At 69.6% G+C, this 22188-nt stretch carries 17 protein-coding genes; 8 read left to right on the plus strand and 9 right to left on the minus strand.

The genetic code is table 11. The annotated features are described in order from the left end of the window. The first annotated feature begins 40 nt into the window (after nucleotides 1-40). Both ETAA1_RS12030 and ETAA1_RS12035 read left to right on the plus strand, forming a co-directional pair. Nucleotides 41-1312 carry a Gfo/Idh/MocA family protein gene (locus tag ETAA1_RS12030; RefSeq protein WP_145238149.1) on the plus strand — a complete coding sequence of 424 codons (1272 nt, stop codon included), beginning with the start codon at nucleotides 41-43 and terminating at the stop codon, nucleotides 1310-1312. A gap of 280 nt (nucleotides 1313-1592) precedes the next feature. Further along, on the plus strand, nucleotides 1593-2468 hold the full coding sequence (locus ETAA1_RS12035; RefSeq protein WP_145238152.1) for a sugar phosphate isomerase/epimerase family protein: 876 nt from the start codon (nucleotides 1593-1595) through the stop codon (nucleotides 2466-2468). Between the two features lie 49 nt (nucleotides 2469-2517). On the opposite strand, the gene ETAA1_RS12040 is transcribed toward ETAA1_RS12035, so the two are convergent. Next, nucleotides 2518-3849 carry a Gfo/Idh/MocA family protein gene (locus tag ETAA1_RS12040; RefSeq protein WP_145238155.1) on the minus strand — a complete coding sequence of 444 codons (1332 nt, stop codon included), beginning with the start codon at nucleotides 3847-3849 and terminating at the stop codon, nucleotides 2518-2520. Nucleotides 3850-3966: 117 nt separating this feature from the next. Continuing rightward, nucleotides 3967-5040: a formylglycine-generating enzyme family protein gene (locus tag ETAA1_RS12045; RefSeq protein ID WP_145238158.1), complete on the minus strand. Its 1074-nt coding sequence runs from the start codon at nucleotides 5038-5040 to the stop codon at nucleotides 3967-3969. 76 nt (nucleotides 5041-5116) lie between these two features. On the opposite strand from ETAA1_RS12045, the gene ETAA1_RS12050 reads away from it, so the two are divergent. The 4 genes from ETAA1_RS12050 (at nucleotide 5117) to ETAA1_RS12065 (ending at nucleotide 7795) form a co-directional block, all read left to right on the plus strand. Beyond that, a complete protein-coding gene (locus ETAA1_RS12050) occupies nucleotides 5117-6157 on the plus strand; it encodes an FAD:protein FMN transferase (protein WP_145238161.1) in 1041 nt (346 codons plus the stop codon). Nucleotides 6158-6177: 20 nt separating this feature from the next. Beyond that, nucleotides 6178-6384 (plus strand): hypothetical protein, encoded by a 207-nt coding sequence (locus ETAA1_RS12055; RefSeq protein ID WP_145238164.1) that lies wholly within the window; start codon nucleotides 6178-6180, stop codon nucleotides 6382-6384. A 97-nt stretch (nucleotides 6385-6481) separates the two neighbouring features. Continuing rightward, nucleotides 6482-7336, plus strand: coding sequence for an MBL fold metallo-hydrolase (locus ETAA1_RS12060; RefSeq protein WP_145238167.1), 855 nt, complete (start codon nucleotides 6482-6484; stop codon nucleotides 7334-7336). A gap of 120 nt (nucleotides 7337-7456) precedes the next feature. After that, nucleotides 7457-7795, plus strand: coding sequence for a hypothetical protein (locus ETAA1_RS12065; protein WP_145238170.1), 339 nt, complete (start codon nucleotides 7457-7459; stop codon nucleotides 7793-7795). Between the two features lie 18 nt (nucleotides 7796-7813). On the opposite strand, the gene ETAA1_RS12070 is transcribed toward ETAA1_RS12065, so the two are convergent. From ETAA1_RS12070 to recJ, 3 genes are read right to left on the minus strand one after another with little or no spacing between them, the layout of a single operon-like run. Then, nucleotides 7814-9757 (minus strand): DUF362 domain-containing protein, encoded by a 1944-nt coding sequence (locus ETAA1_RS12070; protein ID WP_145238173.1) that lies wholly within the window; start codon nucleotides 9755-9757, stop codon nucleotides 7814-7816. Nucleotides 9758-9798: 41 nt separating this feature from the next. Further along, the gene (locus ETAA1_RS12075; protein WP_145238176.1) at nucleotides 9799-12162 is read right to left on the minus strand and encodes a S9 family peptidase; all 2364 of its coding nucleotides are present in this window, start codon (nucleotides 12160-12162) and stop codon (nucleotides 9799-9801) included. 30 nt (nucleotides 12163-12192) lie between these two features. Then, the gene (gene recJ, locus ETAA1_RS12080; RefSeq protein WP_145238179.1) at nucleotides 12193-14001 is read right to left on the minus strand and encodes a single-stranded-DNA-specific exonuclease RecJ; all 1809 of its coding nucleotides are present in this window, start codon (nucleotides 13999-14001) and stop codon (nucleotides 12193-12195) included. 370 nt (nucleotides 14002-14371) lie between these two features. On the opposite strand from recJ, the gene ETAA1_RS12085 reads away from it, so the two are divergent. Next, entirely contained in the window at nucleotides 14372-14932 is a 561-nt protein-coding gene (locus ETAA1_RS12085) for a hypothetical protein (protein WP_145238182.1), read from the plus strand. 221 nt (nucleotides 14933-15153) lie between these two features. Then, entirely contained in the window at nucleotides 15154-15732 is a 579-nt protein-coding gene (locus ETAA1_RS12090; protein WP_145238185.1) for a helix-turn-helix transcriptional regulator, read from the plus strand. A gap of 10 nt (nucleotides 15733-15742) precedes the next feature. On the opposite strand, the gene ETAA1_RS12095 is transcribed toward ETAA1_RS12090, so the two are convergent. From ETAA1_RS12095 to surE, 4 genes are all read right to left on the minus strand, one after another. Next, nucleotides 15743-17152, minus strand: a complete 1410-nt coding sequence (locus tag ETAA1_RS12095) for a magnesium chelatase (RefSeq protein WP_145238188.1) — start codon at nucleotides 17150-17152, stop codon at nucleotides 15743-15745. 254 nt (nucleotides 17153-17406) lie between these two features. Further along, nucleotides 17407-18753, minus strand: coding sequence for a DUF1552 domain-containing protein (locus ETAA1_RS12100; RefSeq protein ID WP_145238191.1), 1347 nt, complete (start codon nucleotides 18751-18753; stop codon nucleotides 17407-17409). Next, the gene (locus ETAA1_RS12105; protein WP_238389426.1) at nucleotides 18750-21152 is read right to left on the minus strand and encodes a DUF1592 domain-containing protein; all 2403 of its coding nucleotides are present in this window, start codon (nucleotides 21150-21152) and stop codon (nucleotides 18750-18752) included. Before ETAA1_RS12105 ends, ETAA1_RS12100 begins: the two co-directional genes overlap by 4 nt. A gap of 292 nt (nucleotides 21153-21444) precedes the next feature. Further along, nucleotides 21445-22128 carry a 5'/3'-nucleotidase SurE gene (gene surE, locus ETAA1_RS12110; RefSeq protein WP_145238194.1) on the minus strand — a complete coding sequence of 228 codons (684 nt, stop codon included), beginning with the start codon at nucleotides 22126-22128 and terminating at the stop codon, nucleotides 21445-21447. Nucleotides 22129-22188 lie beyond the last annotated feature (60 nt).

The raw sequence follows: 22188 nt of genomic DNA on the forward strand, positions 1-22188 counted from the left end.
CCGATACAATAACCATCTCTTCCACCCCACAGGGCCGACCATGATCCCAGACGCCACGAGCCGCCGAACGTTCCTCGCCGGGTCCGCCGCGGCCGTCTCGCTCCTCCCGGCCGGCGCCTTCGCCGCCGGCAACGACACCCTGCGCGTCGGCCTCGTCGGCTGCGGCGGCCGCGGCACCGGCGCCGCCAGCCAGGCCCTCCAGGCCGACCCGAACGTCAAGCTCGTCGCCATGTGCGACGCCTTCAAGGACCGCCTCGACAGCAGCCTTCGCGAGCTGCGGAACATCCGCGCCATTGCCGGCAAGATCGACGTGACCCCCGAGCGCTGCTTCGACGGCTTCGACGGCTACCAGCGCCTCCTCAACAGCGGCGTGGACGTGGTGCTCCTGTGCACGCCGCCCGGGTTCCGGCCCCAGCACCTGCGGGCCGCCATCCAGGCCGGCAAGCACGTGTTCTGCGAGAAGCCCGTCGCCGTGGACGCCACCGGCGTCCGCTCCGTGGTCGAGACGGCCCGCATGGCCCGCGAGAAGAACCTCGGGCTGTGTTCGGGCTTCTGCTACCGCTACGACCAGGCCAAGCGCGAGACGGTGAAGCGCATCCACGACGGGATGATCGGCGACGTGCAGGCCATGCACATCACCTACCTCACCGGCACGCTTTGGCACCGCGGCGAGAACCCGGACTGGACGCCGATGCACTACCAGATGCGGAACTGGTACTACTACACGTGGCTCAGCGGCGACTTCATCGTGGAGCAGCACTGCCACAACTTCGACAAGGCGGCGTGGGTGTTCAAGGGCGAGATGCCGGTGGCCTGCACCGCGGTCGGCGGCCGGCAAGTCCGCACCGACCCGAAGTACGGCCACATCTACGACCACTTCGCGGCCACGTTCGAGTACCGCAGCGGAGCCAAGCTCTTCTCGCACTGCCGTCAGATGGCCGGCTGCAACGGCGACGTGAACGACCACGTCTTCGGCACGAAGGGCCAGGCGCACTTGATGCGGCACAGCATCAGCGTGAACGGCGGCGGCTCCGGCTGGGAGATGGGCGAGGGCGATGTAAAGAACATGTACCAGGTGGAGCACGACGAGCTGTTCGCCAGCATCCGCGCCGGCCGGCCGATCAACGACGGCGAGGCGGCGGCGAACAGCACGCTGATGGCGATCCTGGCCCGCGAGGCGGCGTACAGCGGCAAGCGGATCACCTGGGCGCAGATGCTGGCGTCGAAGCAGAACCTCGTGCCGGCGAACCCGCAGTGGGGGCCGCACGAGGTGACCGGCGTACCCCAGCCGGGGCAGTACCAGTTCGTGTGAGAATCGGTACAGGCGAGCGGCCCGCGTCCGCGGGCTGTTCCCGTGCGCATCGATGCGCACGGGAACAGCCCGCGGACGCGGGCCGCTCGCCTGTACCGATTCTCCCGATTTTGCGCTGGCGTCGCTGCACCGCGTCTGTTTAGCTGACACGTCGGACGGCCGACTCGCCCGCCGTCCCGCCCATCCCCCCGGCTCCCCAGGACGGGAAGCCCCCACGTCGTCCCCCCGTGCAGCCGGGCCGCCGGAGGCCGCCCGCGACTCGCCTCCGGAGGTCCACGTCATGACCCGACCGATCGGTCGTCGTGAGTTCTTGCGGGTGTGCGCCGCGGTCTCCGCGGCGCTCACGCCCGCCGCCGTGGTGGCTCAAGAGCCGAAGCGGCCACGGCTGCGGAAGGCCGTCAAGTACGGCATGATCCAGGCCCGCGGGTCGCACAAGGACCGCCTCGACCTCGCCCGCCGCTGCGGGTTCGCCGGCGTCGAGATCGACAGCCCCGGCACCCAGAACCTCGACGACCTCGTCGCCGCGAGCAAGGAAACGGGCGTCGCCGTCCACGGCGTCATCGACTCGGTCCACTGGTCCGACACGCTCTCGCACCCGGAGGAGGCCGTGCGGGCACGCGGGCTCCGGGCGCTGAACGGGGCTTTAGAAGACGCCCGCAAGGTCGGCGCGAACACGGTGCTGCTGGTGCCCGGCGTGGTGAACAAGGACGTTACCGTCGAGCAGTGCTGGGAGCGGTCCACGGCCGAGGTACGGAAGGCGCTGCCGCTCGCCGAAAAGCTCGGGGTAAAGATCGCCATCGAGGTGGTGTGGAACAACTTCATCACGACGCCGGACCAGCTGATCCGCTACGTCGACCAGTTCCGCAGCGAGCACGTCGCGGCGTACTTCGACTGCTCGAACATGATCAAGTACGGCGTCGCCCCGGCGGAGTGGATTCGCCGCCTCGGCCGGCGGATGGTGAAGTTCGACTTCAAGGGCTACAGCAACGCCAAGCAGTGGGTGCCGATCGGCGAGGGCGACGAGGACTGGCCGGAGGTGCTCAAGGCGCTCGGCGAGGTCGGCTACGACGGGTGGGCGACGGCCGAGGTGGCCGGCGGCGGCGAGGACGTGCTGCGCCGCATCTCGGCGCAGATGGACCGCGTCCTGGGGCTGTAGCAGGAAACGAAAAAGCCCACCCGCCGTGGCGGGTGGGCTTCTTGCATTCTTACGCCTTCCCGCGCGGCGGCAGCCGCCACGCCCCGGGCACCGGGGCCGCCGGCACCGGCACCGTCGCCTGTAGCGTCAGCCCCTTCGGCATCGTGTCCTCGTCCGCGTTCAGGGCGTTGTCCCACGTCAGCCAGCGGTTGGCGAACGACGCGTTCCGGCCCAGGATGGCGGTGAACGTCGAGTCGGTCACGGCCTGCAACTCGTTCAGCGGCCGGCCGGCGCGGATGCTGTTGAGCAGGTCGATGTGCTCCTGCACGTAGGCGTCGCGGTCGTCGCTGCCGACCTCGTCGCGGTTGATGGTGTAGTTGTTCACCCGGCTGACGCCGCGCGACCCGAACACCGTCTCGGACACGTCCGACTCGCTCCCGGCGATGTGCCGGCAGTACGAGAACACCCGAACCCCGTTGGCGTACTCGTACTCCACGGCGAAGTGATCCCAGATGTTGCCGAACTCCTTCGGGTCGGCGTTGGCCCCGCCCGGCCGGCTCGACCGCCCGCCGATGCCGGTGGCCCGCACCGGCCGGCCCTTCAGCACCCAGTTGGCCACGTCCAGGTTGTGGACGTGCTGCTCGACGATGTGGTCGCCGCAGACCCACTGGAAGTGGTACCAGTTGCGGAGCTGGTAGGCGGCGTCGGTCTCGCCCGGCCGGCGGGCGTTGAACCAGATCGGCGGGCTGCCGCCCGAGTTCCACGCCACCCGGGCCGAGACCACGTCGCCGATCGCGCCGTCGTGGATCCGCTTGATCGTCTCGATGTAGCCCTTCTGGTGCCGCCGCTGGGTGCCGGCGACGATCGCCAGATTCTTCCGGCGCGACTCCTCGACCAACCCGTACACCTTGCGGGCGCCCGCGGCGTCCACGCACACCGGCTTTTCACAGAAGATGTTCTTCCCGGCCCGGATCGCGGCCTCCAGGTGGAGCGGGCGGAAGCCGGGCGGCGTGGCCAGGATCACCAGGTCCACGTTCGCCCCGAGGACGCGCTGGTAGGCGTCGAGGCCGTCGAAGGTCGTTTCCGGCGTCACCTTCACCTGGGCCGCGTACTGGGCGTAGTCGCGGCCGTTCTTGAACGTGCGAACGGCGCCCTCGGCCCGCTCCTTGAACACGTCGCCGACGGCGACGATCTCGACCTTGCCGTTGGCCCCGTTGATGGTCCGCTCGGCGTCGAGAATGTTGCGGACGGCGCCGGTGCCGCGGCCGCCGGCGCCGATCAGGCCGACCCGGATGGTGTCATTGCCGGCGGCGTAGGCGCCGACGTTGGCTGCGGCGACGACGCCGGCCGCGGCCGAGGCGGTCACGAAGTCGCGGCGGGTGCCGGACTGGGGAGAGGACATGCGAGTCTCCTTCGGGGTTAGGGATCGGGCTTGGCGAACGGCCGGCGGCAGCCGGCTGATGGCGATAACAGGCACTTGCGCCAACGACCAGCCGGCTGCCGCCGGCCGTTCGCCGAGTTACTCGGACTTCTTGATCACCTTCGGGGCCAGGTCACGCAACTCCGGCGGGTCGGTCTCCGCGATCACCACGCGGAAGCCGACCACGTCCATCCGGGTCAGCCACCAGATGCTCTGCGGCTCCTGCGGATCCCACTTCATCCAGCTCCGGTCCGACATGCGCCGGGCGGCGCTGCGGCAGCGGTCGGCCTTGTCGGCCCACGACCCGCCGCGAACGACGTGGCTCCACTTGTCCGCCGTCGGCACCACGACCGGGTTCAGGTTCAGGCTGATCGCGGCGCGGCGCTCGTAGGCCTTCGGGTCGTACTGGTCGAGGGTCCACTCGGACACGTTACCGTACAGGTCGTGGAGGCCGAACGGGTTGGCCTTGCGCGTGCCGACCTTGTGGGTGCAGCCCTTCGGCTTGTTCGGGAAGTTGTCCGGGTCCGGGGAGTTGTCCTTGAACCAGGCGTGTTCGGGGAGCTCGGCGGGGTCGTTGCCGAAGCTGTAGGCCGCGTCGCCCTTGCCGCCGCGGGCGGCGTACTCCCACTCGGCCTCCGTCGGCAGGCGGTAGTTCTTACCCGTCTTTTTCCGCAGCCAGTGGCAGTACATCCACGCCGCGTGGTGCGTCAGGCACATGATCGGATGCCCGTCGCGGCCGTGCTCGTACGTCTCGTCCACGAACGTGTTCGTCGGCCGGGTGATGGCGTCGGCCTTGAAGTCCTTGGCGCGGTCGTCGTTGGCCACGAGGTAGGAGTTGTCGAACCAGAACAGGTCGAACTCGTCCCACGTCACCTCGCACTTGCCCATCCAGAAGTTGCCGACCTTCGCCTTGTACCGCGGCCCCTCGTTCTTGTCGCGGCCCGCCTCGCCGTCCGGGCTGCCGACGGTGACCTCCCCACCGGGGACGTACACCATGTCGAACTGGGCCTTCATGTCGAACTTCTGCTTCGAGTTCTCGTCGATCTTGTACGCGACCACCTTCTCGGTGAAGTTCTTCGGTTCCAACTTGCCCGCGGGCTGGCCGGCGGCGGGCGGCAGCGCGACCGCGGCGGTAGCGATCGCGGCGGCGAACAGTGTGACGCGGGGGAGCATTCTGTTACAGTCTCCGATGAGGCGGCCGAAGTCAACTGGCTGGCCGCCGGAACCGGGCGCGAGTGGGGGATTTCGGATGGTCGTCCGGGTCGGGCTGCTCGTCGTGCTGGGGTATCTTATCCCGGCGCTGCCCGTGCGGCCGGTTCAACCCGCGCTCGCCCGGCACGAGTTCGAGTCGAAGCACATGGGGACGACGTTCCGCATCGTGCTGTACGCCGCCGACGCGCCGAGCGCGAAAGAGGCCGCCGATGCCGGCTTCGCCCGGGTAGCGGCGCTCGACGCCTGCATGAGCGACTACAAGCGTGACAGCGAACTGATGAAGCTGTGCGCCGCGTTCCGCACCGAAGTCGGCTCGCCGGTCGCCGTCAGCGACGATCTGTTCGCCGTGCTGTGGGCCGCCCGCGAGTTGTCGCAAGCATCCGACGGCGCCTTCGACGTGACGGTCGGCCCGGTCGTGCAGTTGTGGCGGCACGCGCGGCGGACGCAGCAGTTGCCGGAGAAGGAAGAACTTGCCGCGGCGATGCGGCTGGTCGGTTGGCGAAGCGTTGAGCTCGACCGCGAGAAGAAGACGGTTCGCCTCCTTGTACCGGGAATGCAGCTCGACCTCGGCGGCATCGCCAAGGGCTACGCCGCCGACGCCGTGCTCGCGCTGCTGCGTGGTCGATTCGGCATCACCCGGGCGTTGGTCGCGGCGGCCGGCGACATCACCTGCGGCGACGCCCCGCCCGGCCGCGACGCCTGGGAGGTTGACATCGCCCCCATCGCCCGCGGCGAGCCCGTGCGGCGGCTCCGGCTCGTGAACGCGGCGGTTTCCACATCCGGCGACCTGGAGCAGTTCGTGGAGATCGGCGGCGTCCGCTACTCGCACGTCGTGGACCCGCGGACCGGCCTCGGCGTCACGGGCCGGCGGAGCGTGACAGTGATCGCCCCGCGCGGCGTCACGGCCGACAGCTATACCAAAGCCGTGATGCTGATGCCGCCCGGCCGCGGCTTCGAGCTGATCGAGCAAACTCCTGGAGCGGCCGCGTACCAGGCCACGGTCGGCCCGAACGAATCGGTGCAGTCGAGTTCCACGCGGCGGTTCGCGCAGCATCTGGTGCCCGAGCCGCCGAAGTAACCCCACCCGGAGAACGACCGATGGACGAACTGGTGAACCAGGTGTCGGCGAAGACGGGCATTGAGGCGGACACCGTGAAAAAGGTGCTGACGACGGCCGCGGAGTTCGTGAAGGGGAAGCTGCCGGAGCCGCTGGCGGGTCAGGTCGAAGGCTTCCTGACGGGGCAGAGCGGCGGCAACCCGCTCGGCGGCCTCAGCGACAAGCTCGGCGGCATGTTCGGCAGTTGAGTGGCCGCTGCGAACCCTGCCACGTCGTAAACCATCCGTACCTGCACGCAGCCCCGGGACCGCGTCCCGGGGCTTTCGAGTTTGTTGCGAGACCGTCATGAGCGCCGACCGGCCGGTGGACAACGCCCCGTACCTCACGCACGCCCACGCCGGCCTCACCATCGAAGGCTACTCCCGCGCCGCCGTGCAGAGCTACTGGCGCGTCCCGGAACTGAAGCTCGGCTTCGACCTCGGCGCCCACCCGTGGGACTTCATGGGCACCGGCACCTGGTTCATCTCGCACACGCACCTCGACCACGTTGCGGCCCTGCCGGTGTACGTGGCCCGGCGGCGGATGATGAAGATGGAGCCGCCGACGGTGTACGTCCCGGCCGAGGCGCTCGACGACGTGAAGAAGTTGCTGATGATCTTCCACCGCCTCGACCGCGGCCGGCAGCACTGCGACCTTCGCGGCGTCTCGCCCGGCGACGAGATCGCGCTGTCGCGGGAGCACGTCGTCACGGTGTTCAACACGGTCCACACCATCCCGAGCCGCGGGTTTGTCGTGTGGGACCGCCGGCACAAGCTGAAGGATGAGTACGTCGGCCTGCCCGGGAATCAGATCCGGGACTTGAAGCTGTCCGGCGTCGAGATCACGCGTGAGGTGCGGGTGCCGCTGGTGGCGTACACCGGCGACACGGCCCCCGCCGGCCTCGACGCCGAGCCGGCGTGCTTCGACGCGAAGGTGCTGATTACGGAGATGAGCTTCATCCGCGACAAGCACCGGCGCGAGAAGATTCACAAGTTCGGGCACATGCACCTGGACGACTTCGTGGAGCGGGCCGACCGCTTCAAGAACGAGTTGATCGTGGCGGGGCACTTCAGCACGCGCTACCACCCGAACGAGGTGCGGCGGTTGCTCGACGCGAGGTTGCCCGAGGTGCTGAAGCCGCGGATGCGGCTGTGGATTTGACCGCCGGCACGCCGTTCGCGGATGACATCTCATCCGCGGCGGCCGCGGGGCGGTCCCGGACTCGGATGTCCTCGTCACGAACACCGACCCCGGCGGCACCGCTCAGCCATACGGTGCGCCATGACCCGACTCTTCCGCCAACTCTGGGACGACGACGATGGCGTCATCCTCTCCGTCGAGTTGATCCTGATCCTCGCCGTGATCGTGTTCGGCATCATCCCGGGTGTTGTGGCGCTCCGAAACTCGCTGATCGCTTCGATGGCCACCACCGGCAACATGCTGTTGAGCGTGACCCCGACGTTCACCTATTCCGGCTACGCGGTCGTCGGCGGGACGAGCAACCAACCCGTCGCGCTGGTCGGCGGGCTGGCCGTGTCGCACAACACAGTGCTGCTTCTGAACGGGGTGCAAGTAGTTCCCGAATCAGGGCCGTACCTGGTCGTCCCACCGGCACCCTGATTCGGTCGGCGGGTTGCATCACACCTTCACGGCTGCTGCCTTCTCGACCGTCAGCAGTTGCTCCTCGATCCGCGGCGGCCACTCGAACGGCGTCGCCAGCGCCGCGATCGGTACTCCGAGTTGCGGGATGTCCGCCTCCTTCAGCCTGCCGAGCCGCTTGAGCGCGGCGAGTACCAGCGTCGGCACCCGCTCCGGCGGCAGGTGCATGAGCCGGCAGCAGGTCGCGTCCACGGCCACCAGGTCGGCCCCCATGATGAGTGCCCCCACCGTTTTCGCCGTACCCATGAGCGGCCCGTCGCCCTCCATGCCGACAATGCCGTCAACAATCGCCAGGTGCGGCGTGCAGGTGCAGGCGATGTCCACGATGCTGTTGGGGATGCCGCGCCAGTGGAGCTCGTTCTTGGGCCACCCGTAGCAAATGCCGGGAAGGGTGCCGAACAGGTTTTTCAGGCTCAGCGTCGCCCCGGCCCAGTGGTGCGTCTTCAGCTTCGGGAGCGAAATCAGCACTTCCGCCGACGCCACCGTGCGCGACAGGTACAGGTGGTCGAGGCCGGTCAGGCGGCCCATGTTTGGCAGCTTTACCGGCTCGTCGTGGTTGATGTCCACGAAGCGAACGCCGTGCTTTTCCAGCACCGCCCCGAGGCCGCTCTCCTTCACCAGGAATTGCACGTTCCGCCAGTGCCCGGGCCCCTCGGCGACGACGACCTCGGCCGCGCCTTCCTTCTTGCAGAGCGTGATGACCGCGTCCACGACGCGCGGGTCGGTGTTGATGACCTTCTCGCGGCGGTACTCCACAAGGTTCGGCTTCAGCACGACGCGCTTGCCGGCGAGCGGCACCGCGGCGCGGAAGTGTTCGTACTGCGTCGCCAGGATGTCGGCGAGCGGGGCGTCGTAGTCGGCGGCGCGGGCGATGTGAACGGCCGACGATTCGGGTAGCGGGCGGACGTTGCTCAGCTTGCCGAGCACCCAGTTGCGCACCTTCCCCTTCAGGCGCTCCATGAGCGGCGGCGTCGGCGGTGCCTGCGGTTGCTGCCGCGGCCCGGCACCGACGCCGACCGTCGGCTTGTCCGCGAGGCGGAACGGGTGCCGCGCCGCGGTGTTCAGCGCGAGGCCGGCCAGCGCCAGGCGATACGGACCGGCGCCGAGGCCGTCGGTTCGGTGGATCTCTTCGCTCAGCGCGCCGGCGATGCGCTGGTCGAGTTCGGGTAGAAACGCGGCCGAATCGGTCGGGTCGGCGGCGAGCGCGAGCTTGGCCCAGGCGAGGTGTTCCAGGTCGGTCGACTTCGCGGCGTGAACCCGCAAGTACCCCCGGGCGGCGTCGACACGCGGTTCGTCGGGCACGCCCTGGAGAGCGAGCACGAGCACGGCCGTCGGCCCGGGAATGGGTTCGGTGCTTTTACCGAGGACGATGCGGTTGCCGTAGTTGGCCCCGCCGCTGTCGAAGGCGCGGTCGAGGAGGAGCTTCAGCCCCTCGGCCACGCGCGGGTGCGACCCCTTGCCCGCGGCCCGCAGCGCGAGGCAGGCCCACGCCGTCGGCTCGACCCACGCGAAGTTCGCTTCCGCCCAGCCCCAGCCCTTCAGCGTCAGGTCGATGTCGAACGCCATGTCCTTTTCGTCGGCCCCGTCGATGGCGCGGCTCTCGGACCGCAACAGCACATCGGCGGTGGTGGCGAGGCGGTCTGCGCCAAGGCCGAGCGCCTGCTCCGCGAACAGGACGAGCGCCGTCGGCCAGACGGCTTGCGGCCGGCCGCGGGTGAGGCGGTACGTGCCGTCGGCGGCGCGGTTCGCCTCGATCGCGGCGACCCCGGCGTCGATCACGGTCGCGTACCTGGTGCGGTCCGCGGACAGCGCCAGCACCGCGAGCGCGGTCGGCTCCAGGTGGGCAGGCTGGCCGGGCTGGTAGCCCCAGCCGCCGCCGGGGGCGGCCAGTTCGGCGAGCCGGTCGAGGGCGGTCGTCAGCATGCGCGGCGTCCCAGGAGTTATGCTCCCAGCGTAGAACACGATCAGCGCCGCGGGAGCTCCGCCCGGTTGCGGTCCGGCGGTTCCACCCCGTGCAAGTGCCGGACGAAGAAGTCCTGCGTCCTGCGCCGGCCGTACGCCCCGCCGTCGGAGTGGCCCAAACCGGGCACCACTAGCAGCTCGAAGTCCTTGTTCGCCTTCACCAGCGCGTCGGCGACGCGAAACGTGCTCTCGGGCGGCACGTTCGTGTCCATCTCCCCGACGATCAGCAGCAGCCGGCCGCGGAGGCGGTGGGCGTTGTCCACGTTCGAGCACGCGGCGTAGTGCGGCCCGACCGGATACCCCATCCACTGCTCGTTCCAGCTCGACTTGTCCAGCCGGTTGTCGTGGCAGCCGCACGCGGCCATGGCCGCGCGGTAGAAGTCGCCGTGGAACAGCAGCGCCCCCATCGCGTTCTGCCCGCCGGCGGACGTGCCGTAGATGCCCACCCGCTCGGCGTCGTACCACGCGTACTTCGCCGCCACCGCCTTGTGCCACCGGACGCGGTCCGGGAAGCCGGCGTCCTTGAGGTTCTTCCAGCACACGTCGTGGAACGCCTTCGACCGGTTCGCCGTGCCCATGCCGTCGATCTGCACGACCACGAACCCGAGGTCGGTCAGGGCGCGGTGCCAGGGCAACGCCCGGTACGCCTTCGGCACGTGTGACCCGTGCGGCCCGGCGTAGATGTACTCGACGACCGGGTAGCGCTTCTCCGGGTCGAAGTTCCGCGGCTTGCAGATCAGCCCCCAGATGTCGGTGGTGCCGTCGCGGCCCTTCGCGTGGAACACCTCCGGCAGTGCCACCTCGGCCAGTTCGGTCACGTCCGCGGCTTCGAGCCGGCACACGAGCGTGCCGTCGGCGCAGCCGCGGAGCTCTGTGACGGGCGGTGCGTCGACGCGGCTGTACGTGTCGATCAGGAAGCGGCGGTCGGGCGAGAACTGTACCGCGTGCGTGCCGTTGCCGGCGGTCAGCGCCACGAGGCCGGTGCCGTCGAAGTTCACGCGGTAGTGGTGGACGTGGTACGGGTCTTCGCCGGCGTTCTTGCCACCCGCCCGGAACCACACCTGCCGCGCGTCCTCGTCGATGCGGTCGATGCCGCGGACGACGTACTCCCCGCTCGTAATCGCGGCCTTCTGCTCGCCCGTCGCCGCGTCCAGCAGGTAGAGGTGCCGCCAGCCGCTTTTTTCGGTCGCGTGGATGATCTCTGCCGACTTCGTCAGCCACGTCACGGCCGCGAAGTTGAACCCGTCGAAGTGCTGCGTCCACACGAACGTGTCGCTCTTCTCGTCGATCAGGTTGCGCGTCGCCCCGGTGGCGGCGGTCACGGCCACGAGCCGGTGCCGCTGGTGGCCGCGGTCTACCTTCTCGTACGTAAAGCGCTCGCCGTCCTTCGCCCACCGCACGTTCGGCACGCCGAAGTCAACCGCCGGCGCGTCCGTCTTCAGTTCCTTGCCAGTGGCGGGGTCGAACAGGTGCGGCTCGAAGCGGGTGAACTTGTCGCCCGGCTGCGGGTACGACCGGGTGTGCAGCACCGCCCGCCCCCCGGCCTTCGGCGACGACTCGACGAAGTACACTTCCTTCTTCTCGCCCGGCTCGATCCGCCAGGCGACGAGTGCCTTCGAGTCCGGTGCCCAGCTCAGCATCCCGTAGTTGGCGCCGTCCTTGCCGTCCTTCGTGAGCGGGGTGTCCTTGCCGTCGGCGTCGCGCAGCACGACGTTGGCGTCGCGGATGACGGCGGTCCACTTGCGGTCGGGCGACCGTGCTTCGGCGGACTTGCGGGGCGGTTGCTGTTGGGCGACGACGGCGAACGGGTCGGGGGCGATCACTGGGCCGTCGGGGAAGAGCGGGTCCGGCATCTCGACGACGGGTGCGGGTGCCGGCTCGTCGCATCCGCCGGGCGGCGCGGCCTGCTTCGCGCACACGTAGCTGGTCAGGTCGCACGTCCACTCGTCGTCCCGCAGTTGGAAGCGGACGCGGGTCACGGCGTCGTCGAGCGTGATCGACTGGAACGGCAGCCGCTCGGCGGCGTACTCCTTCCCCGCGGCCTTCGACAGCCCCGCGGCCAGCTTGGCGTGGTCGAACGCCGGGCGGCGCGTCCCCTTCGTCGCGTCAACGAGTACGAACTCCTTTGTCCCGGCCTTGAGGTCGTTCCGGTACCAAAACTTCGTCCCCTCCGCGAACCAATTCGGCGTCACCTTGTCGCGGTAGGCGCGGCCCGGGGTCGGCGGCAGGGCGGCCCGTCGGTCGGCATCCTTGAGGTCGGCGGGTGTGGGGACGAAGCGCGGCAGCGGGTCCGCCGCCGGCAGCGGCCGGGCAACAACGACGGCGAGAACTGCAGGGAGGAGGAGCGGGGCGAGGCGACGGGTCATGGCGGTACGTCTCTCGGGGGCGTTCGGCCTCTACCCGAGTTGTACCGACTTCCCCACCTTCACGTCGATGACCTGGAGCTCGAGCGAGCGCTGGCCGCGGAAGTCGTTCACCTTCGGCGTGAACGCCAGGCAGCACTCGCCGTTTGCCGCGAGCAACTCCTCCATCCGGTCGGCCATGTTCCACGCCACGGCGCGGAAGCTCGTATCGCCCTGCACGGCCCGAAAACTCAGGTGCTTCTGCACCTCACCACTCCCCATCGTTCGCAGGCTCTCGGCCCGCAGCCCCGCGGCGAGGAACTTGGGCCGCGGGTTCTGTGCCCCGTAGGGTTCGAGCTTGTCGATGTCGCGGAGCAGGCCCCAGGTTACGGCGCTGAGGGGAACCTCCGCGTCGAGTGTGACGCGCGGGGGGGGCGGGCCGTCGGTGTGGAAGTGGGCCGCGGCGTAGGCGGCGAAGGCGTCGCGCAGCGCGGGGATGTTCGCCGGCCGCAGCTTGAACCCCGCCGCCGCCGCGTGCCCGCCGTGGCCCACGAGGTGCGCCTCGCACGCCTTCAGCGCCAGGTGCAGCGGGAAGCCCGACACCGACCGCCCCGAGCCGACAGCGATGTCCTCGTCGGTGCGGGTGGCGATGACCAGCGCCGGCCGACCGTACGTCTCGACCAGCCGGCTGGCCACGATCCCGACCACGCCCTGGTGCCCCTCGTTCCACTCGGGCGACCACACGACCAGGCCGGGGGCGGAAGCCAGGCCGCCGGCGTCGATGATGTCCTTGGCCTGCTGGGTGATCTTCCGCTCGAGCGTCTGCCGCTGGCCGTTCAGGTCTTCGAGGTATGCGGCGATCTGCTGGGCCTTCCCGGTGTTGGTCGTTGTGAGCAGGTCGACCACCATGCGGGCGCACTGCAACCGGCCGGCGGCGTTCAGGCGCGGCCCCAGTCGGAAGCCCACGTCCTCGGCGGTCACGGGTTTCCGCTCCTTGCCCGCCTCGGGCCGGCCCATCGCGGCGTCGAGGAGCGCCCGCAGGCCGATCGTGGGCTTCTCCGCGATCCGCGCCAGGCCGTGCTTCACGAGCAGGCGGTTCTCGTCGTGGAGCGGCACCACGTCGGCGACGAGGCCGAGCGCGGCCAGCCCCACGGCGTCCAGCAGGAACTCGCGTAGCTCGGGGCTCGTCTTCGCGCCGCCGCTGGCCCGGCGAGCCACTTCCCACGCCAGTTTCAGTGCCACGCCCGCGCCGGACAGTTCGCCGAACGGGTACGTGCTGCCGGGGAGGCGCGGGTGAACCAGGCACGCGGCCGGCGGCAGGATCGGCACGCCGGCCGCGTCCGTCCGCATCTCGTGGTGGTCGGTGATGATCAGTTCCAGTCCGGCGGCCCGCGCCTCCTCCGCCTCCTCGATGCTGGCAATGCCGCAGTCCACGGACACGACCACCGACACGCCCGACGCCGCGAGCTCCCGTAGTCGCGGGGCGTTGAGGCCGTACCCCTCCGAGAGGCGGTGCGGGACGTGGAACTCGACGGCGGCGCCGAGTTTGGTGAGGAGTGTGACCAGGATGGCGGTGCCGGTCACGCCGTCCACGTCGTAGTCGCCGTAGACGCAGATGCGTCGCTTCTCAGCGATGGCGCGGAAGAGGCGGTCGGCGGCGCCGGGCACGTCCGGCAGGTCGCCGGGGGCGTGAAGGCCGGACAGGGAGCCGTCGAGGAAGCGGCGGGCGTGGTCGGGCTCGGACACGCCGCGGTTGAGTAGCAGCTGCGCGACAACCGGCGACACCCGCAGTGACCCGGCGAGGCGGTGGGCCGTGTCCGGGTTCTGCGGTAGAAGCCTCCACACTTTCTCGACGCGGGACACGGGGGCGGCTCCTTCCACCGCCTCGAGCGGCGGGAACTGGCGACCAACCCTCTATTTAGAACGGATGTCCACCAGCGGGGCAACCCCAGTCGCGGCAAACCGGCCCCCCCGACGCCCGCCTCGTACCGCGCCACCGTCAGCTCTTCGCGGACCGGCCCTGATCCCGCAGGGAGAATCCCTTCGCCGGTCGGCACCACCCGGCCCGTGGCCACCACCGACATCAGAAATTCCGTCCCACCGCATCAGATTGGTTCTCACCCGGGTCGATGCCAACCGTGCGTCCGCGTCCCGATCCCGGGCGCCGGTGCCGCGCCCGGGTTCCTACCGGTCGGCACCAACACCCGTTCCGTCCCGCGAGGAGACAGCACCTGTGAACGCAGCGATTCTCCTGATGGCCTCGGCCGTGACGGCCGGGCAACCCCCTGCGGCGGCCGCCCCGGCCGCTGCCCCCGCCGCCCCGGTGGTGGTCGCCGGCTCCGGCGGCTGCGGTGGCGACTGCGGCCCGGTGGCCTGCGGCTGTGACGTCGGCTGCAAGAAAGTAAGCCTGTGTGACAAGATCAAGGCCCGCCTCTGCAGCCCGAGGGCCAAGTGCGGCTGTGAGAGCGCTCCGGCCTGTGCCCCGGCGCCGGCCCCCGCCCCCGCCCCGGCGTGTGACGACTGCGGCCGCGCTCCGCGCGTCAGCATCCTGGACCGGTTGAAGGCCAAGTTCGGCAAGAAGTGCGACACCTGCGCCCCGGCGTGCGACGGTTGTGCCGCCGCCCCCGCGGCCGCCCCGGCCCCGGCCCCGGCCGCCACGCCGACGCCGGCCGCTATGCCGCCTCGGACGCCGGCTCCCACTGCCACCCCGCCGAAGGCGGGTCTGGTGGTTCCGGGCGTCGTCACCCCGGTGTCCGGCGGTGCCCGGCTGACGGGCACGACCAGCCCGTACTAACACACGGGCTCGGAGGTGAGTTCGCGGCCGGCCTCATTCCCGACGACGGGAGGGGTCGGCTGCGTTTTTTTGCAGAACTGTCGGAAACCCGCTCTTCCACCCGGTCGGCCCGGCATTAGGATGGGAGCGGGGCAGCACTTTTCGCGGCACGGCGGACGCCATCGACCGGTGCGGGGCGCGACGGACGCGCACCCCGGGCGGGGCGGCAAACGGGGGCAGGGATGAACGCGGCGGCCACGGTCAGCACCGCGGGGGCGGAGCTGGCGAACAAGATTGCGCGGCTGGTCGAAGAACGCGGCTGGAACCAGGAAGACTTCGCCCGCATCTCGAAACTGAACCGTCACACCGTCCGGCAGATTCTGCTCGGCGGCGAGAAGCGCCGGCTCCGCAACGCCACCGTTAGCCAGTGCGCCACCGCGCTCGGGCTGACGGTGACGGAACTGCGCAACCTGCCGCTGGAGCGGCTTCTCCCGCGGATGCACGGCAAACCGCCGGCCGACGAGGAGGCGCTGAAGCTCCTGTACGAGCGGGCGACGCTGCCGGACCTGACCGGCTGGCTGGACCGCAACAAGGACCGCGCCGCGACGCTGCACTCCGAGGAGGTGCAGGAACTGCTGGACATGCAGGCGCCGAACGGCCCGCTGGAGAAGTTCGGCGTCGAGAACTGCGTGGAGCTGTTGGAGCGGCGGCGGAAGCTGGTGTGCCAGGTCCGCGAGATCGCCGGCACCGAGTACCTCGATCTCGTGGAGCAGTTGGTCCGGCTGGTGTACGACAAGGTGAAGGGGCCGCGGCGGTGCTAAGCCGCACGGCTCACGTCTCGTAGCTGATGCGGCCGTGGCGGGTGCTGCGGCTGATCCGGTCGCTCGCATACAGCCCCGCCAGCACGAACTCCACGCAGCTGGCCCGCACCGCGTCCGACTCGCCGGCGTTCACCTCGAACGCCTTCTCCCACGCCTCCGGCACCCGCTTCATCCGCGGGGCGTAGTCCGCGCTCGGCAGCATGTCGCCCACCTCCACCTTCACGCCCTTGCCGAACACGTCCGTGATGTCGTCCAGCCCGTGCTTGTCCACGTACTCCTCGAACACCGCCCGCACCGCCTCCGCGACGATGCTTTCGAGCACCTGCTTCTCGCTCATCTGGTGCGCGCCCATCAGGTCGAGCTCCAGCTTCCCGAGCGCCGACGTCGGCAGGTGCCCCAGATCGCTGATCCGCGGCACCGCCGGCTTCTCGCCGAGCCGCACCCCGCGGTGCCGGGCGCTCGCCACCATCGTCCGGTAGTTGGCGATGCTGAACCGGGCGCTCACGCCGCTCGACTGATCCACGTACTTCGACTTGCGGGCCTGCACGCTCACCTGCTCGACGATCTCCTTCATAAAGTACGGCACGAACACCGGGTACTCGCCGCCCAGGTCGGGGCCGGCCTCCTGCTCCATGATCTCGATGCCGAGCGCCCGGTCCGTCGGGTAGTGCGTCTGGATCAACGAGCCGATGCGGTCCTTCAGCTGCGGGATCACCTTGCCCGAGCGGTTGTACGTCGTCGGGTTCGCGCTGAACAACACGAGCACGTCGAGGTCGAACTGGATCGGGTAGCCGCGGATCTGCACGTCGCGCTCTTCGAGGATGTTGAACAGGCCGACCTGGATGAGTTCGTCCAGCTCCGGTACTTCGTTCATGGCAAAGATGCCGCGGTGCATCCGCGGGATGAGCCCGAAGTGGAGCGCCTCCTCGGCGCCCATGCTGGTGCCGGTGGCGAGCTTGGCCGGGTCGATCTCGCCGATCACGTCCGCGAACTTCGTCCCCGGCGCCAGCCGCTCGGCGTACCGCTGCTCGCGCGGCCACCACGCGATCGGCACCTGCTCCTCGGGCGTGTTCGCCAGCAACTCCCTCGCCGCCCGTGTGATGGGCCGCTCCGGGTCTTCGTGGACGGGGCTGCCGGGGATGTCGAGGTACGGCACGGCCTCGTCGAGGAAGCGGACGAGCGCCCGCATGAGGCGGCTCTTGGCCTGCCCCTTCTCGCCGAGAAACAGCATGTCGTGCCCGGCCAGCACCGCGACGCTGACCTCGGGGACGACGGTGTTCTCGTACCCGACGATGCCGGGGAACAGGTCGTCGCCGCGGGCCAGGGCGGCGAGGTAGTTGGATCGGAGTTCGTCCTTCACGGACCGCGACTTCCAGCCGGACGCGCGGAGTTCTTTCAACGTGCTCGGTCGGTCGGTCACAGGGCTTCCTCGGGTGATGCGTACCCCGCATTCTAGGCTCGCCCACTTCGGCGGAACAAACACCGCGGCCGGTAATACTGGTCGTATGCTCGCTGCCGCACCGGGGCGCGAAGGTGCGTACCGATTCGATGCCCGCTCCGACTTGCCGACGCCGTTCGACGTTCGATTGACGTCCGTGTGCGGCGGCGGTCGCCGTGAAACGACAACGGCCGGGGCTTGCCCCGGCCGTTGCACCGCTGCGAGTCGTGATCCGGTCAGATGCTCAGCACGCCGGTGCTGTCGCCGAAGCTCGCGGCGGGGACGCCCATCCGCTGGAACAGCGCCAGGTACAGGTTCATCAGCGGCGTGTCGGCCCGCTTCGGGAACACCAGGTGCCGCCCGGCCTGGATCGTACCGCCGCCCTTGCCACACAGCAGGATCGGCAGGTCGTCGTGGTTGTGGCGGTTCCCGTCGCCGAGGCCGCTGCCGTACACCAGCATCACGTTGTCCAGCAGCGTCGAGCCGTTCGCCTCGCGCGTCGCCTGCATCTTCCCCAGCAGGTAGGCCAGCTGCTCGGTGTGGAACGTGTTGATCTTGGCGATCTTCGCCAGCTTCGCCGGGTCGCTACCATGGTGCGACAGGTCGTGGTGCCCCTCCGGCACCTCGATGAACCGGTACGGCCGGTTGCTCCCGTCGTTGGCGAACGGCAGCGTCACCACCCGCGTCGTGTCCGTCTGGAACGCCAGCACCATCAGGTCACACATCAACCGGATGTGCTCCTTCGGGTCCGAGGGCGTGCCCGTCGGCGCCGGCATGTTCGGCCGCGGCGGCGGGGCGCTGGCGGTGGCCCGCGCCCGCTCGATCCGCTGCTCCACCTCGCGGACCGACGACAGGTACTCGTCGAGTTTGCGGCGGTCGCCCTGGCCGAGCGTACCGTTCAGCCGGCGGGCGTCGTCCTGAACGAAGTCGAGGATGCTGGCGGCGTCGGCGTCGCGGCGTGCCCGCGCGGCTGCGCGCTCGCCGCCACCGCCCGCCCCGAACAGTCGCTCGAAGACGGCTTTCGGGTCGGTCTCCTTGGCGTTCGGCGTGCTCTCGCCGCGCCACGACAGGTTCGACGAGTAGGCGCAGCTGTAGCCGCTGTCGCAGTTGCCGGCCTGCTGGCCGCGCTCGACGCCGAGCTCCAGCGAGGGGAAGCGCGTCTGGTCGCCGATCGCGTTGGCGACGTGCTGGTCGGCGGACATGCCGACGCGGATGTCGGCCCCGTGCGTCTTGCGGGGCTGCCGGCCGGTGAGGAACGTGCTCATGGCCCGGGCGTGGTCGCCGGGGCCGTCGCCGTTGGCCCGGCCCTTGTCGAGTGTCATCCCGCCGATGACGTTGACGTGACTCTTGAACGGGTTGAGCGGCTCCAGAATCCCCGTCAGCCGGCCGAGGGTGCCGGTCTCGGCTGGCGACCACTGGGCCATGTTCACGCCGTTCGGCACGTACACGAACGCCAGCCGCTTCGGCGCGGCGGCGACGGCCTGGGCCGTGCCCTGGGCGAAGCCGAGCGACTCCAGCCACGGCAAGGCGACGGCCGTGCCGAGGCCGCGGAGGACGGTCCGGCGGGAAATGGGCCTGCTCATTCGCTCCGTCTCCCCTTGCGCTTCTGAAACGGGTCCGAGGTCACCACCGCGAGGACGTAGGCGGAGAACCGATCTTGCGAGCCCCGGGCGCGGTTCACGATGTCGTCCAGGGCACACTTGTCATAGTACTCCAGGCCGCGGCCCAACGCGAACGTTAAAAGCTTGTCGGCAAAGTTCCGCCGGAACTGGTCGCTCTTTCCCACGAGAACCTTGCGGAGCTCCGCCGGGCCGTTGAACTTCGCGCCGTCCGGCAAGACGCCGCTGCTGTCGATGGCCAGCTTGTTGTCCTGCGTCCGCCAGCCGCCGATGCCGTCGAAGTTTTCGAGGCCGAAGCCGAGCGGGTCGAGGCGGGCGTGGCAGCCGGCACAACTCGGGTTCTCGCGGTGCTGTTCCATCTGCTGCCGTAGTGTCCCCTTGAGCTGACCCGTCGGCGGCAATTCGGGCACGTCCGGAGCCGGCGGCGGCGGCGGGGTGCCGAGGATGTTCTCAAGAATCCACTTGCCGCGCTTCACCGGGCTGGTGCGGGTCGGGTTCGAGGTCACGGTCAGCGTGCTGGCCATCGTGATGATGCCGCCGCGCCGCGAATCGGGCAACGTCACCCGGCGGAACATCTTCCCGAAGTCGCCGGGGATGCCGTAGTGTTCGGCCATGCGGGCGTTCACGAACGTGTAGTCGGCGTCCAGGAACTCCAGCGCGCTGCGGTCGTTCTGCACGACGTACTCGAAGAACGCCTCCGCCTCGCCGATCATGCCGGTCCGCAGCGCCTCGTCCCACTTCGGGAAGTACCCCTTGTCCGGGGCCAACGTGCGGATGTTGCGCAGCTGGAGCCACTGACCGGCGAAGTTCTCCGACAGCGCCTTGGCCTTCGGGTCGCGGATCATCCGCTGCACCTGGGCCTCCAGCACCTCGGGCTTGCGCAATTCGTTCGCGCCGGCGAGGCGGAACAGCTCCTCGTCGGGCATCGTGGACCAGAGGAAGTAGCTGAGCCGGGTGGCGAACTCCCAGTCGTTCAGGGTGCGGACGCCCTCGGGGTTCTCGGGGTCGTCCTCAATGCGGTAGAGGAAGTGCGGGGAGCACAGTACCGCCTTCATCGGCAGGCGGATGGCCTGGTCCCAGGCGTCGCCGCGGGTCGTGGCAGCGTCGTAGAGCCGCAGCAGGCGCTGCGTCTCTTCCGGAGTCGCCGGCCGGCGGTAGGCGCGGCGGGCGAAGTTCGTCAGCACCTTCTCCGCGGCCGCACGGGCGTCGGCGGGGCCGGTCGGGCGGGCGACGAGGAGCAGCTTTTGCCCCGCAGGGACGTTCGGGTCGACGTACCCGATCGGCCCTTCGACTTCCAGCATCTCGAAGCCGAACTCGCGGGCCGTCTTCTTCTCCCTGTCCTCCTTCGCGTTCACGAAGGCGACCGCCACCCGCTTTTCGCCCTTCGGCAGCTTCGCGCGCACCTCCTGGGTGACGGCCTTCCCCGGCGGGGCGTCCACGGTGAAGCTCTTGATGTCCTTGCCGTCCACGCGGATGACCACCTTCGGCGCCTCGCCGTCGAGTTTGGTCCCCCAACCGCGGAAGCGCAGGACGTACTCGCCGTCGGCGGGGAAGTTGAACTTCTCGAGGTAGGCCGAGCCCTCGGTGCGGAACGTGATCTTGACCTTGCCGTCGGCCTCCTTCGAGCGAGCGTCGCGCGGCACGGTCAGCACTTGCTGCGGGCGGAACGACTGCTTCGAACTCTTGATCGGCTCCGGGCCGTTAAGCGCCGCGGCGAGCACCTTCTCGGCGGCGGTCATGTACTTTTCGAGGAGGATCGGCTGGAACGACAGCACGTCGCCGATGTTGTCGAAGCCGTAGCCCACGTCGTCGGCGGGGAAGTCGTCGGCGGGCCGGACGGTGACGCCACACAGGTCGCGGACGGTGTTGTTGTACTCGGCGCGGTTGAGCCGCCGGAGCGTGACGCGGCCGGGGTCGCGGTTCAGGCCGCAGTCCACCTTGGTGAGCGCGGAGTCGATCCAGCCGATGACGAACTCGCGCTCGTCCTTGGTGGGCTGCTCCTTCTTCTTGGGCGGCATGTCGCCGGACGCGAGGGCGTGCTGCACGGCCCCCCAGTCCTTGCGGTTCTTGCGGGCCTCGGCTTCCGACTTGTACCCGTCGAGGGCAAGCCCCCCGGCGGCCTTGTCGCTGTTGTGGCAGCCGTTGCAGTACTTGTTCAGGAAGGGGAGCACCTTCTCTTTGAACGCCGGGTCGTCCTTCGCCACGGGGACGATGGCCTTAGGCTGAGCGGCGGGCGCGGGCGGTTGCGCGGCGACGGCCACGGGTGCGGCGTCGCTGCGGCCGGCGACAGCGACGTACCACCCGCCGGCGAAGCTGGCGAGCGTTGCGGTGCCGACGGCGACCACGGCCACGAACCGCACCATCAGGGAAGCTCCGGGCGAAGCGCGACGCGGTACGGAGACCGGGTGGGGGGCACACATAAGATTAGCTTCGGGTGGGTGCAGTCGCAAGGATTCTCATCATTCCCACACGCAGGCCAGGGTTCGAGGGCAGTGTGGAAGGGCGACTCGTGGTAATCCCTTGCAGGCGTGACGGTTGTGGCGACGGGCTGGAATTGACATCACAACGCTCTTTTGTGTCACGGACTCAATGCGTGCCGTGACCCCCTGGGGGGGTACGAGACACACAATGAAGGCTCGCCTCGCGGTGCGAGAGTCAGAAGAGTCGTAGCTCGGTGACGGCGATGTGGCCCGAGAAGCAGACTTCGACATCCGCCCCCGGCTGGCGCTCGCGGAGGTGGTAGTTGCCGTCGTAGACCAGGCCCGTTTCTTCGTGCCGGTAGCTGAGCGGCAGCGGGTGCGGGTCGAGCGGGCAGCGCACCACCTCGGGGTCGGGCTCGTTCGGGCTCAGGTGCGGGAAGTTGACGTTGAAGAAGCCCCCACGCGGCGACGGGTTCGCCAGCAGTTCGGCGAGCACACGGGCGGCCCAGCGCTGGGTGCGCGGCCAGTCGAAGGGGAGGTGCTTCTTCTTGTACTGCGACAGGGCGACGCCGGTCCACCCGTGGAGCACGGCCTCACGGACGGCCGCGACGGTGCCGGAGTAGTACACGTCCGCGCCGAGGTTGCCGCCGTGGTTGACGCCGGAGAGTACGAACTGCGCGTCGGGCACGACGTGGAGCAGCCCCACCCGAACGCAGTCGGCCGGAGTGCCGAACACGGCGTGCCCGTCGCCGCGCTCTTCGACGCGGACGCCGCTGCCGGTGGTGACGGCGTGACTGACACCGGACTGCGGCCCGGCCGGGGCGACGACGACGGGCGTGCCGAGCGTCTGAGCCGCAGCCCGGAGAGCGGCGATTCCCTCGGCGTCGATGCCGTCGTCGTTAGTCACCAGGAGTTTCATCCAGCTGTTTTACCCGGCTGTGGCGCGGCGGGAACGCGGGCATGGGGTTTGCGTGAATGT

The organism is Urbifossiella limnaea (genome assembly GCF_007747215.1).
Lineage (GTDB): Bacteria > Planctomycetota > Planctomycetia > Gemmatales > Gemmataceae > Urbifossiella > Urbifossiella limnaea.

Excerpts from the sequence above, each read along its gene's own strand:
- ETAA1_RS12055 (WP_145238164.1), top strand. The coding sequence starts at position 6,178 with ATGGACGAACTGGTGAACCAGGTGTCGGCGAAGACGGGCATTGAGGCG.
- ETAA1_RS12035 (WP_145238152.1), top strand. The coding sequence starts at position 1,593 with ATGACCCGACCGATCGGTCGTCGTGAGTTCTTGCGGGTGTGCGCCGCG.
- ETAA1_RS12050 (WP_145238161.1), top strand. The coding sequence starts at position 5,117 with ATGGTCGTCCGGGTCGGGCTGCTCGTCGTGCTGGGGTATCTTATCCCG.
- surE (WP_145238194.1), bottom strand. The coding sequence starts at position 22,128 with ATGAAACTCCTGGTGACTAACGACGACGGCATCGACGCCGAGGGAATC.
- ETAA1_RS12030 (WP_145238149.1), top strand. The coding sequence starts at position 41 with ATGATCCCAGACGCCACGAGCCGCCGAACGTTCCTCGCCGGGTCCGCC.
- ETAA1_RS12105 (WP_238389426.1), bottom strand. The coding sequence starts at position 21,152 with ATGGTGCGGTTCGTGGCCGTGGTCGCCGTCGGCACCGCAACGCTCGCC.
- ETAA1_RS12075 (WP_145238176.1), bottom strand. The coding sequence starts at position 12,162 with ATGACCCGTCGCCTCGCCCCGCTCCTCCTCCCTGCAGTTCTCGCCGTC.
- ETAA1_RS12100 (WP_145238191.1), bottom strand. The coding sequence starts at position 18,753 with ATGAGCAGGCCCATTTCCCGCCGGACCGTCCTCCGCGGCCTCGGCACG.
- ETAA1_RS12065 (WP_145238170.1), top strand. The coding sequence starts at position 7,457 with ATGACCCGACTCTTCCGCCAACTCTGGGACGACGACGATGGCGTCATC.
- ETAA1_RS12045 (WP_145238158.1), bottom strand. The coding sequence starts at position 5,040 with ATGCTCCCCCGCGTCACACTGTTCGCCGCCGCGATCGCTACCGCCGCG.
- ETAA1_RS12070 (WP_145238173.1), bottom strand. The coding sequence starts at position 9,757 with ATGCTGACGACCGCCCTCGACCGGCTCGCCGAACTGGCCGCCCCCGGC.
- ETAA1_RS12060 (WP_145238167.1), top strand. The coding sequence starts at position 6,482 with ATGAGCGCCGACCGGCCGGTGGACAACGCCCCGTACCTCACGCACGCC.
- ETAA1_RS12040 (WP_145238155.1), bottom strand. The coding sequence starts at position 3,849 with ATGTCCTCTCCCCAGTCCGGCACCCGCCGCGACTTCGTGACCGCCTCG.
- ETAA1_RS12090 (WP_145238185.1), top strand. The coding sequence starts at position 15,154 with ATGAACGCGGCGGCCACGGTCAGCACCGCGGGGGCGGAGCTGGCGAAC.